Annotated in this window: 8 protein-coding genes and 1 tRNA gene; 6 read left to right on the forward strand and 3 right to left on the reverse strand. The window is 66.4% G+C overall.

Annotated elements, in window-relative coordinates; genetic code table 11:
• The first annotated feature begins 34 nt into the window (after positions 1–34).
• Positions 35–2,452, forward strand: a complete 2,418-nt coding sequence (locus R3P95_RS06800; RefSeq protein ID WP_317547767.1) for an FtsX-like permease family protein — start codon at positions 35–37, stop codon at positions 2,450–2,452.
• Between the two features lie 83 nt (positions 2,453–2,535).
• On the opposite strand, the gene R3P95_RS06805 is transcribed toward R3P95_RS06800, so the two are convergent.
• A complete protein-coding gene (locus R3P95_RS06805) occupies positions 2,536–2,757 on the reverse strand; it encodes a hypothetical protein (RefSeq protein ID WP_149405096.1) in 222 nt (73 codons plus the stop codon).
• 142 nt (positions 2,758–2,899) lie between these two features.
• Here R3P95_RS06805 and R3P95_RS06810 point away from each other — a divergent pair.
• From R3P95_RS06810 to R3P95_RS06830, 5 genes are all read left to right on the forward strand, one after another.
• Positions 2,900–2,975 (forward strand) — tRNA-Arg (locus tag R3P95_RS06810).
• A gap of 104 nt (positions 2,976–3,079) precedes the next feature.
• Positions 3,080–4,423 (forward strand): HNH endonuclease, encoded by a 1,344-nt coding sequence (locus R3P95_RS06815; protein WP_317547768.1) that lies wholly within the window; start codon positions 3,080–3,082, stop codon positions 4,421–4,423.
• A 223-nt stretch (positions 4,424–4,646) separates the two neighbouring features.
• Complete coding sequence (locus R3P95_RS06820) at positions 4,647–6,047, forward strand: DEAD/DEAH box helicase (protein WP_317547769.1); 1,401 nt, start codon at positions 4,647–4,649, stop codon at positions 6,045–6,047.
• A 23-nt stretch (positions 6,048–6,070) separates the two neighbouring features.
• Entirely contained in the window at positions 6,071–8,101 is a 2,031-nt protein-coding gene (locus R3P95_RS06825) for a DUF2232 domain-containing protein (protein ID WP_317547770.1), read from the forward strand.
• Positions 8,098–8,835 carry an energy-coupling factor transporter transmembrane component T family protein gene (locus R3P95_RS06830; RefSeq protein WP_317547771.1) on the forward strand — a complete coding sequence of 246 codons (738 nt, stop codon included), beginning with the start codon at positions 8,098–8,100 and terminating at the stop codon, positions 8,833–8,835. The genes R3P95_RS06825 and R3P95_RS06830 overlap by 4 nt, the downstream gene beginning before the upstream one ends.
• Before the next feature lies 1 nt (position 8,836).
• On the opposite strand, the gene R3P95_RS06835 is transcribed toward R3P95_RS06830, so the two are convergent.
• Together R3P95_RS06835 and R3P95_RS06840 are read right to left on the reverse strand one after the other, a co-directional pair.
• Positions 8,837–10,489 (reverse strand): VWA domain-containing protein, encoded by a 1,653-nt coding sequence (locus R3P95_RS06835; RefSeq protein WP_317532609.1) that lies wholly within the window; start codon positions 10,487–10,489, stop codon positions 8,837–8,839.
• Positions 10,490–10,586: 97 nt separating this feature from the next.
• Complete coding sequence (locus R3P95_RS06840) at positions 10,587–12,218, reverse strand: substrate-binding and VWA domain-containing protein (protein ID WP_317547772.1); 1,632 nt, start codon at positions 12,216–12,218, stop codon at positions 10,587–10,589.
• Between the last annotated feature and the right edge of the window lie 15 nt (positions 12,219–12,233).

Here is a 12,233-nt window from a genome sequence, read left to right on the forward strand (position 1 = left end):
CAGATTTCGAGTCATCAGCCTTCGCGATCTCCGCATGCACTGGGTGCGTTCGCTGGTCTCGGCCGGTGTCGTCGCCGTCGCGGCCGGGCTGCTCATCGCCGTCCTCGGCACGTACGGCTCCTTGACCGGATCCGTCGAGCGACTCGCCGTGTCGATCGCCGGTAACGCGAACTACGAGATCGTCGGTGTCACCGACTCCGGTTTCGATCAAAGCGAACTCGACGCCGTACGTGCTGTTCCCGGCGTCGAGACAGCGGTTCCACTGTTGCGCAGCACTGTTCGGTCCGATGTCGGAGACCTGACGATTCTCGGTGTCGACGCATCCATCACGGCACTGCAATCCGATCTGGAAGGTGCCGTCGGCAACGCGTCAGGATTGCTCACCGATCCGGACGGGGTATTGGTCGGGGCCGCAACGGGTCTGACGCAAGGCGACACCGTCACGATCGACGATGTTCCGACCGCGGTGGTCGGCGTGGTCGACGGCCCCGGGACGCAGCGCATCGGCGGGGGCATGTTCGCCGTCGCGCTCGTCCCGACGGCTCAGGCGCTCACCGACCGCCCCGATCAGCTCGATTCGATCTTCGTCCTCGGCAGTGGCGACTCTCTGCGCACCGACCTCGATGCCGCGTTGGCAGGCCGGGTGTCGGTGATGAATCCGGACTTCCGGGCCGACCGCGCGAACCAGGCGATGAGCCTGACTCGCAATGCGACACTGATGGTCTCGCTCATCGCGTTCGTCGTCGCGGCGTTCCTCGTCTTCAACGTCATGAACATGGCCATCGCGAAGCGTCGACCCACCATCTCTCTGCTCCGGGCAGTCGGTGGCCGCCGCGGCGACATCGTCCGCGACCTGCTGTTCGAGTCCGTTCTGGTCGGTCTCGTGGGCGGTGCCGTCGGAGTTCCGCTGGGAATCGTGATGGGCCGCATCGCGATCGAAAGTCTGCCGCCGTTCCTCTCCCAAGCCTTCGATGCGCGAATCGAATACGTGCTGCCCGGCTTCGCGATTCCGGTGGCGATCGTCGCGTGCGTGCTGGCCTGCGTCGGGGCCTCGGCCGTCGCCGCCGTGCAGGTGTATCGCATCTCACCGATCGAAGCGCTCGCAGTCGGCGGCGGAGAGACCTCGGGTGGCCCCGGTCTGCGATTCACCCTGGCCGCGACCGTGTTCGGCGTGTTCGCCGTCGCCGGATCCTTCCTGTTCGCCGTCAACGTCGACGGGCAGTTGACCCTCGGAGCCGGTGCGTTGTTCATGTTCGGCGTCGTCGCTCTGTGTGTCGGTGCGACCGGGCCGATCGTGTCCGTGACCGCAGCGGTTCCCCGCCGCTGGGGTGGTGCCGGACGCCTCGCGACCGCCACCATCGAACGCGCCCCACGGCGAATCTGGGCAACCGTGATGACGATCGTGATCGCCGTGGGAGTCAGTGTGGGAGTGTCGGGTTCGCTGACCAACATGACCGACTCGGCAGCCGAATCGTTGTCGTCCTTGGCGAACACCGACCTGTACGTGTCGATGACCTCACCCGACGCCATACCGTCGGGCCCGATCGTTCCCGCCTCTGTCGATGACGCTGTCCGGGCGACGCCGGGGGTCTCTCGCATCGTCGAGGGACAGTGGGCATACGCGACGATCGACGGCGAGACGGTATCCATCCAGGGGGTCGCCGACGGTAGCAACGCGGTGACGCTCGCATCGCTCTCCGACGACGTGCGCGCGGCGGTGCTCGCCGGTGACGGTGTGGTGCTGTCAGAGGGGTTCGGTAGAACACTCGGTGTCTCGGTGGGTGACTCCATCGATCTGCCGACGCCGACCGGCGTGCAGACCGTGCGGGTGCTCGACCTGGTCGAATACATCAACGCCGCCGGCGGGACCATGGCGATCTCGCTGGATTCGATGCAGCGTTGGTACGACCGGCCCGGGGCTACCTACCTCGAGATCAGCGTCGACGGAGACGTTGCGGCAGTACAGGATTCACTGCGCGCAGCGGTGCCACCCGAGGCGTTCGTCTACACCGGCGGCGCCGCACTCGAGGGAACGAGCGCCGCTATCCGACAGTCCGGGGCACTGGCCATCGCGTTGCAGTGGATCGTCGCGCTCGTCGCTGCCGTCGCGTTGCTCAACACGTTGACACTGTCGGTACTCGAGCGTCGACGTGAACTCGGCGTACTGCGCGCCATGGGCGGTGGCCGCGGAACCCTGGCGCGAATGGTGCTCGCCGAGGCGCTCTCGGTCGGCGTCGTCGGTGGTGTGCTCGGCCTGATCATCGGTGCGGGTCTGCAATACCTGAGCACCCTGATCCTCGGAGCCAGCATCGGAATTCCGGTCGCCTACACCGCGAGCTGGTCGGTGCTGCTGTACGGACTCGTTGCCCTCGGCCTGTCGCTGCTGGGTTCGGCTCCGCCTGCCGTGCATGCCTCTCGACTGAGCATCGTGGACGCTATCGCGGCGGATTAGATGGTGGGCGGGGCTACAGGCCGCTGGTCTCGGGATCCGCAAATGCGCTCCGGCCTCGGGATCCGCAAATGCGCTCGCGTTTGTCAGGTGCGAGCGGAATAGACAGCCAGTGGCCGGCGACTCTGCGCGCGTTTGGCGAATGCGCGCGCGTTTGTCCGAGGATGACCGATGCCTTCGCCCGCGACATTCGGTGCTTCGTCGGCATCGAATCGGCTGCCGATCACACCGCTGACCAGCACCGCACCGCCCTGAACCTGATCGCATCGCCGACCGGGACGGTGGCGAGCAGCGGCAACCTGCTTCACGATCGGCACGGTGGGCCGCTAGACTAGCGAGCGCGATGTGGGCCAGCTGTGCAGTGCGGCGGCAGACCCATCCGCAACCGATTGTTCGATTGATCGAAAGCCGTTGCTGGACAATGACTTCGGATCAGCAGAACGGTCACCAGCCTTCGTAGCTCAGGGGATAGAGCAACCCTCTCCTAAAGGGTAGGTCGCAGGTTCGAATCCTGCCGAGGGCACCACGAGTCGACTTCGCGCTCCACCCTCCCCAATTGCTGGCAACTATTGCGCAGCCACAAAACTCCCCGTACTATCGAACATGTATTCGAGTACTGGGGAGGAACTCGTGGTCACAGCTGTACAAGATTCACCACTCACGCCCGATGAAGTGCTGCGCTTCGTTGCGCGTCTTCAGGCGTCCGATCTCGATGTCGACGCAGCAGCCGGCATCGATTTGATCTCCGCTCTCGAGACTGTCAAGTGCGCCAGCGTGGCAACGCAAGCCGTGGTGACCGATGCCGTTGCGACAGCCATCAGCAACGAACGCAGAGAGCGCGGCAAGCCGAAAGCCCAGTGGCACAATGGTATTGCGTCACAGATCGGACTGGCTCGGCGCGAATCACCGAACCGTGGGGGCACTCACCTGGGACTCGCTCGCGCGCTGGTGCACGAAATGCCGCACACCCTCGCGCGGCTGAAAGCTGGGGAACTCAACGAGTGGCGCGCCATGATCCTCGCTCGCGAAACCGCATGCCTCACCGTCGACGATCGCCGCACCATCGACGCACGACTGTGCGCAGACCCCGCCACCCTGGCCGGTGCCGGCGACCGCACCATCGAAGGCCGCGCCCGCGCACTCGCCAACGAGCTCGACGCCGCCTCCCAGGTGAAACGACGCGCCAAGGCCTACGCCGCCCGCCGCACCAGCACCCGTCCAGCACCCGAATCGATGGGCTTCTTCACGGTCCTCACGTCGATGGAAAAGATGGTCTGCATGTGGGCGACGCTGACACGAGACGCCGACACAATCATCAACTCCGGCGGTGACACACGCACCCGCGATCAGATCATGGCCGACCTCGTGTTCGAGCGCATCACCGGCGCATCTGCAGCTCAGGGCCCGCCGGTGACCGTCGACATCGTGATCTCGGATTCCACCCTCCTCGCCGGCGGTGACACGTCCGCATACATGCACGGCTACGGCGACATTCCGTCCGATGTCGCACGGCAACTGATCCGAGACACACTCGACAGTGAGACGCACGTCGCATTGCGCCGCCTCTACGCGCACCCGACGTCCGGTGCGCTGACGGCAGTGGAGTCCAATTCGCGCGCATTTCCCACCGCGCTGGGACGCCTGATCGATCTCCGCGATCGCACCTGCCGAACCCCGTGGTGCGACGCACCGATCCGTCACCACGATCACATCAGATCGCACTCCGCGGGTGGCAGAACGAGTGCCGAGAACGGCGCAGGCCTTTGTGCCGCATGCAATTACGCCAAAGAAGGTGAGGGCTGGACAGCCGAAGCATGGCGAGACAAACGCAACGCGCGACACCGCTACCGGCTCATCTCACCCACCGGGCACAGCTATGACTCGAGTGCGCCGCCGATGCCGGTGGTCGAGCTGTACAGCTCGACGATCGAGAACGTGATGATCACCGGTCTCTTCGACGACGACGCCGCATGACGGGTTGCGGCGGGAAGATACCGAGCACCGACTCGGTTACACTCGTCAACGGCGCGCGCAGCTGCACGCCAGACGTCGTGGAATGCTCCCGAACCTCCATGTGCACCCTGCACAGGCTTCTCTTACGGCGATCGAAACTGCCCACCGGCAGTCTCGCCACCTTGCATCTCGGCCCGAAGGCCCGCAGGTGCAACACCCTGCCCGAAAGGCACTTTTCATCACTATGACGACCCCACAGACTTTTTCTGCACTCGGCGTACCCCAGGCCATCGCGGATGTACTCGCGAGCCAGGGCAAGACCGAGGCATTCCCCATCCAGGCCGACACCCTTCCCGACACACTGCAGGGACGCGACGTGCTCGGACGCGGAAAGACCGGCAGCGGTAAGACACTCGCATTCGCCATCCCGATGGTCGCTCGCCTCGCCGGCCAGCTTCCCGGCAACCGCAAGCCCGGCCGCCCCCGTGGCCTGATCCTGGCGCCGACACGTGAGCTCGCCACCCAGATCGCCGTCGCGATCGAACCCCTCGCGTCCGCGTACTCGCTGAAGGTCACCACGATCTTCGGTGGTGTCTCGCAGGTCCGCCAGGTCTCCGCACTCAAGGGTGGAGTCGACATCGTCGTCGCGTGCCCCGGTCGCCTCGAAGACCTGATGAAGCAGCGCCACCTCACCCTCGACGGAGTTCAGATCACCGTCCTCGACGAGGCCGACCACATGGCCGATCTCGGGTTCCTGCCCGTCGTCACCCGCATCCTCGCCGCCACCCCGGACAAGGGCCAGCGCATGCTGTTCTCCGCGACCCTGGACAACGGCGTCGACAAGCTGGTCAAGCGATTCCTGCACAACCAGATCACGCACTCCGTCGACGAGGCCACCTCACACGTCGAGGCCATGACGCACAGCGTGTTCGAGGTCGACGGCGTCGAAGCCAAGAAGAAGCTGGTCCACCAGCTCGCCTCCGGAACCGGACGCCGCATCCTGTTCATGCGCACCAAGCACCAGGCCCGCAAGCTCGCCAAGCAGCTCACCGACGCCGGAATCCCGTCCGTCGACCTGCACGGCAACCTCTCGCAGGCCGCCCGTGACCGCAACCTTGCCGCGTTCTCCTCCGGCCAGGCCCGTGTTCTAGTCGCCACCGACGTCGCAGCCCGCGGCGTTCACGTCGACGACGTCCAGCTGGTCGTCCACGTCGATCCCCCGGCCGAGCACAAGGCGTACCTGCACCGTTCCGGCCGCACCGCTCGCGCGGGAAGCGCCGGAGACGTCGTGACCGTCGTCCTGCCCGAGCAGCGCAAGGACACCGCCGTTCTGCTGCGCAAGGCCGATATCAAGGTCACGCCCGTCCGCGTCACCGCCGACTCGCCCGCAGTGGCGAACCTCGTCGGTGAGCAGGCTCGCTACGTCCAGCCGATGCCGAAGGCCGAGCCGGAAGTTCGCGCCGCGAACCCTCGCAACAGCAACAACGCCCGACGCGGCGGCCCGGCCCGATCCGGTGGGCAGCCGCGCTCCGGTGGACAGCCCCGCAGCGGTGGACAGCCCCGCAGCGGTGGTCAGCCGCGTAGCGGTGGCGGCGGCCACAGCCGTCGTGCAGCAGGCCCCGCCACGAGCCAGCGCAGCCGCTGATCTCAGGCTGGCACACTGGAGCGGTGACCGTCAGCTCTTCCCACACGCCGAAGTCAGGGCCCCTCGGTCCGCAGGAAATGGCGACCGCTGCCGTCATGAGCAGCTTCACCGTCGCGTTGACGGTGATCGGTGTGCTGGTACCGATGGCGGCGATCCTTCAGGTCGTCGCGGCGATTCCCATGTCGGTGGTCGCACTCCGGTACCGGACTCGCGCACTGGTCACCTCGGCGGTGGCCGGCACCCTCGTCGGTTTCGTCGCGGCCGGAACCCAGACGGCCATCACCGTCGCCAGCGCCGCCCTACTGGGCGGCCTGGTCGGGCGGGCGAAGCGCAGGAAGCAAGGACTGTTCGGCGTTCTCGTCACCTCGATGGTCGTCGGGCCGGTGCTCGGGGCGTTGACCGTGCTGATGCTGCTCATCCTCGTTCCGTTGCGCGAGCTGTTCCTCGAAACGCTTCGCAACACGATGGAGGGCATTTCTCGGTTGCTCGAGCGAACGTCGGCGCTGCAGGGTGCCGCGGACGTGCTCCGCAGCAGCAGCACGGCCGTGCTCGACAACTGGTGGTGGTGGGTCGGCGGATCGATCGCCTTCGGCATCGTCACCGGAACGTTGTTCGCGTGGCTCATCCTCACCGCGATTCTGGACCGTCTCTCCACCATCCCCACCCCCGAGCCTCTGGCCTCGAGCACCGACGACGAGATCGGGCCGCTGCCGGTCACGCTCACCGCAGTCGGATTCCGGTACCCGGGAAGCACGACGTCCGCGTTGACCGGCGTCGACCTCCGCATCGACACCGGCGAATTCGTGGCGATCGTCGGCCACAACGGTTCCGGCAAATCGACGCTGACGCGGATCCTCGCCGGCCTCGAACCGTCGGAGGGCACCGTGGACAGGCCCGGCTCGACCGGACTCGGACGGTACGGCGGCACCGCGGTGGTGCTGCAGCGCCCCGAAAGCCAGATCCTCGGCACCCGCGTCGCCGACGACGTGGTGTGGGGACTGCCGCCCGGCGATTCACGCCCCGACGTGGAGGCCTTGCTCGACGAGGTCGGGCTCGGCGGTATGGGAGCGCGCGACACTGCCTCCCTGTCCGGCGGCGAAATGCAGCGACTCGCTGTCGCCGCAGCACTTGCTCGCCGTCCTGCACTGCTCATCGCCGACGAGGCAACCGCCATGATCGACGCCTCAGGGCGCGAACATCTGGTCTCGCTCCTCGCCGAATTGCCCCGCAGGCACGCGATGTCGGTCGTGCTCGTCACCCACCATGTCTCGGAGACCGTCGCCGCGGATCGCGTCGTACATCTGCACGAGGGTTATCAGGTGCAGCACGACTCGACGTGGATGCACGCTCGGACGGAGAACCCCGCTGCGCTGCACGACAATTCGAGCGAACGTCTTCTGGAACTGAGCAGCGTGGCGCACACGTACAACCGGCGCACACCGTGGGCGCAGGTAGCACTGAACGGCATCGACATCACTGTCAAACGCGGTGAGGGTGTACTCGTTCTCGGTGGGAACGGTTCGGGCAAATCCACTCTCGCCTGGATCATGGCCGGCCTCACCGGCCCGACCGAGGGCACCGCCCAGCTCGGCGGCAAGGCGATGACCGCACGTGTCGGCGATGTCGGACTCGCTTTTCAGCACTCTCGCCTGCAGCTGCAGCGGCGCACCGTCTCCGAGGACATCGCTGCCGCTGCCGGTCCCGAAACAGGTTCTGCCACAGTCTCGGCCGCGATGGATGCCGTCGGCCTGGACAGGTCGTTGGCGGCTCGCGACATCGATTCGCTCAGTGGTGGTCAGATGCGACGCGTGGTGCTGGCCGGGCTGATCGCGCGTCGGCCTCGACTGCTGGTTCTCGACGAACCGCTGGCCGGGCTCGACCCTCCCGGCCGCGACGACATCATCGGCGTTCTCGCCGGACTGCGCGATCGCGGCGTCGCCATCGTCGTCATCTCGCACGACGTGGACGGCATGGACACCGTCTGCAGCCGCACCATCACGATGGCCGACGGCCACATCGTCTCCGATTCGATCCTGGGGAGCGTGCACTCGTGACCACCGTCGTCTTGCGTCAGGTCCCGCGATTCTCACCGATCCACCGCCTGTGGGCCGGCACCAAACTCGTCGCCGTGCTGCTGCTGAGCATCACTCTCGTGGTGGCACCGACATGGCCTGCCCTCGGAATCGTGTTCGCGCTGTTGGTCATCGCCGCGATCATCGCGCACGTCCCGATCACCGCGGTGCCGCGTCCACCGTGGTGGATCTGGGCACTGTTCGGCGTCGGAGCTCTCATCAATCTGCCGATCGGCGGCGCGGCAGTGCTGGTGTATCTGCGCGCGACGCTGTTCATCTTCGTCCTGCTCGGCGCATCGATGATGATCGGCTGGACCACGTCGATGAGCGACATCGCGCCTGCGGTCTCCAAACTGGGCGCACCGCTGAAGAAGCTGAAGTTGCCGGTCGACGAGTGGGCCATCGCCGTGGCCCTGAGCCTGCGGTCGCTTCCACTGCTGATCGAAGAGATGCGCTCCCTCAATGCTGCCCGACGCCTGCGCCCCAAGCCGGTCGTCAACAGCGCGTCGGACAATTCTCTGGTCGACATCGTCACGACGGTGATGTCGGTGGCGATCAGGCGGGCCGACGAAATGGGTGGGGCCATCACCGCTCGCGGAGGTACCGGAATGATCACCGCCACCGACGCGCGGTTCAAGGCCTCGGACGCGGTGACACTGATCGTGGTGACTCTGGCGTGCGCCGCGGCGATCGCGATCAGCTTCCTGTTGGGCTGACCTACTCCCCCGCGAGACGTTCGGTGCGCGAGTTCAAGGCCTTGACGAACACCTCCGGGATGTCGCGTGGATCCTCGGCGACATAGCTCGTTCCGCCGGTCGCAGCCGAGATCTGCTGCAGCGCAACCGGATCTGCGTCACTGGTGACGCCGACGGTGATGATCACGATGGGGCGCACCGGATCCTGTTCCTTCTGCAGCGACGCCAGCAGCTCGTCGAGGGAGATACTGCCCTCGTCTTCGTTGGCACCGTCGGTCAGGATGATGACGCTGTTGACGTAGTCGGGGTCGTATCCCTCCTTGACCCGCCGGAATGCAGCCAACGTGGTGTCGTAGAGCCCCGTTCCGCCGCCGACGAGAGCCGGGAGCCCCCGGATCGAATCGAGAATGGCGTCGCGCTGCGATTTTCCGTTGAACGTACCGTCGGCCTTACCCATCGGCACCAGTTCACGGTGGTCCTGCTTGCCACCACCGAGACCGATCGAGAACGCCCACAACCCCATCTGCGTCTGATCGCTGAAGAGCGAGTTGGCACCTACCGACGCGTCCACGGTCAGCGCGATGCGGGTGGAGTCGCCCGATTTCGCGGCCATCGAACCCGACACGTCCTCGACGACGAGGGTGCGCAACGGCAGTGCGAGTACGGCCCAGTCCCGCAGCGTCGTCTCGATGGACAGCGGGTTCTTGATCTCGAGCGACGCGACGGACCCGACGCCTCGACCGTCGGGAAGTGGTGTGCCACTCGATGTTCGGAAGCCGGCTGCAACCAGGGTCTCGGCGGCCGACGCGGTGGCGAGAACCGAGCCCAGAGCGGCTCCGGCCTGCTTGACGCGGTCGTATTCGGGGCCGGCAGGCGCGGTCACGGCCAGCGGGTAGTTGAGGAAATAGCTGCCGGTCGGCGGAACCGACTCGGTCAGTCCCGATCCCGGATTGTCGGCCTCGTACGCAAGAAGTGCCTGCTCGGTCGCCACGCTGGTGCCACCCTCGGCGGCCACCTGGGCCACCAGATCCGGGGTGTCGTGTGGAGTGTCCGCGATTCGTCCGAAGTCCTGAGCCATCGGGACCAGGGCCGCCGACACGGCCTTGGCGTCGGAGATCGCCACCTCGGATTCGGCCAGCGCACCGAGGATCGCGGCATTCGAGGCGCTGCTGGTCAGGGGATCACCGATGCGTTGCCCGGGAAGCTGGAGCACGCTGAGCCAGGTATCGGTCACCGGCGCGGCATCGGACTTCGAGACCAGGACCGGCAGCGTGTTCGCGACGGAGGCCTTGGCCAGCTCGGGAAGCGCACCGGTCGAGCGAAGAGTCTTGAGCAGCCACAGCGTCGAATCCGGTATCCACAGGTCCGGGCGATTTTCGGTTCCGGCGATCTCGGTGGCGGTGTCGGCGGGACGTTCGGGGCGAACCTCGAAGTTCACGCAACCACGATCGAACTCGGTGGCCTGCGCGAGAATCTGCTCGACGGGCTCGGCGATGGAGGTGTCCACGGCGAGCGAGACGGTGTCGACGGAATCGCAGGAATCAGCACCGGACGCGCGGACGGCCTGAACGCCGAACCAGCCACCGACCACGACGACGACTGCCACCAGCGCAAGCACCGACCAGATCGCGGCCGAACCGAACCGCCGAGCACTACCGCTGTGACGTCCCGACATCGATGCAACCCCCTGCTCGGCCCCCCGCTGCACTCACAGGACGAGTGCAAGCGCACGCGCCCTCAGAAGTGACGCGACGCACAGCATAGTAGCCTTCTCAGCGACCGGAGCGACTTCTCAGCGCATTGACGAAAACGTTCGGGATCTCCGCGGGATTTCGTGCAACGAAGCTCGTACCGCCCGTTGCCGCCGAAATCTGTTGCAGCACACCGGCATCGGCGTCATCGGTGATTCCGATCGTGACGATGACGACCGGCCTGGACGGGTCCTGCTCCGCACGCAGAGTGGACAGCAGCTCGTCGAGCGCGATGCTGTCGGGGTCCTCGTTGGTGCCGTCGGTGAGGATGATGACGCTGTTGACCGCGTCGGGATCGTAGCCCTGCTGCACCGTGCGGAACGCTGCCAACGTGGTGTCGTATAGCCCGGTACCACCTCCGACCAGAGCCGGAAGCGTTCGAGTCTGCTGCAGCAGCACCTCACGCTGCGTGGTGTTGCCGACTTTTTCGTCCATTCGCCGGATCGGTGCGAGCTCACGGTAGTCCTGCGATTCGCCGCCGAGTCCGATCGAGAATGCCCACAACCCCATCGACGCGTTGTCGGGGAACAGTCGATTTCCGGTTTCGCTGGCCTGCACCGTCAATGCGATACGTGAATCGGCCCCCGCGCTGTAGTTCATCGATCCGGAGACGTCCTCCATCACCAGGGTCCGCGACGGCAGCGCCAACACCTGGTACTGGCGCAGCGTCGACTCGGCGGCCTGCTGGTCGGCGATCGTCAGAGGCGTCACGTCACCGATCCCGCGATCGGAATCGAGGGGTGCGTTGTCCGCGGAGCGGAACCCTGCTTCGGACAGAGCCCGCTGCCCCTGTTCGGATTCGATGGCCGTGGCCAGTGCCGTCCCGACGGACTTCGCGGTCTCGTGTCGATCCCCTGCGGGCTCGGTCACGGCCAGCGGAAAGTTGAGGAAGATGCTGCCCGTCGGCGGCACCGTCGCGCCCAGTTCGACGCTGTTGTCCTGCTGATAGGCCAGGAAGGCCTGCTCGGAGACCACCGCCACACCGCCGTCGGCAACCAGATCGTCCAGCCGTACCGTCGGATCGGCCTCACCGCGAGTGGCGGCCTGGGCCTGAGCGATGGGGACGAGCGCCGCACCGACCGAGTCCAGGGCGGTCTCGTCCGATCCGGCCTCGGCCACCGCCCCCAGGATGGCCGCATCGGACGTGGTGTTGGTCAGCGGGTTGCCGATGCGCAGACCTTCGAGCTTCAATGCGGTGAGCCAGGTGTCGAAGAACGGCACCTCGTCCTTGCGGGCCGCGAGCACAGCCGGGGTGCCGGCCACCGACTGACTCGCCAGGTCGATCAGCGACGCGGTGGACCGCACGGTCTTGCCGATCCACAGCGAGGAATCCGGAATCCAGAGAGAGGGAACATCGTCGCCCTTGGCGACCGCAGCCGAGACCTGACCGGATTCGGCTGCGGTAACCTCGATCCGAGCGCAACCGAGGCTTTCCGCGGACGTCTCGTCGACGATCTTCTGCAGCACCGGCGCGATGGCAGGGTCCGCGGCCAGAGAGTAGGACGCGGGATCGCCGCACTCGGAACCGAATGCCTTCTGCGCGACGACCACTCCGCCGCCCACCACGAGAAACAGGGCCACGGCCACGACGCCGTACTTGGCGAATCCTCTGCTGCTCGTCGCGGACGACGGGGCACTGTGTCTACCGGGCATGGCGGGCTCCTACTT

Source organism: Rhodococcus cercidiphylli (assembly GCF_033042225.1).
In the GTDB taxonomy this organism is placed as follows: Bacteria; Actinomycetota; Actinomycetes; order Mycobacteriales; family Mycobacteriaceae; genus Rhodococcoides.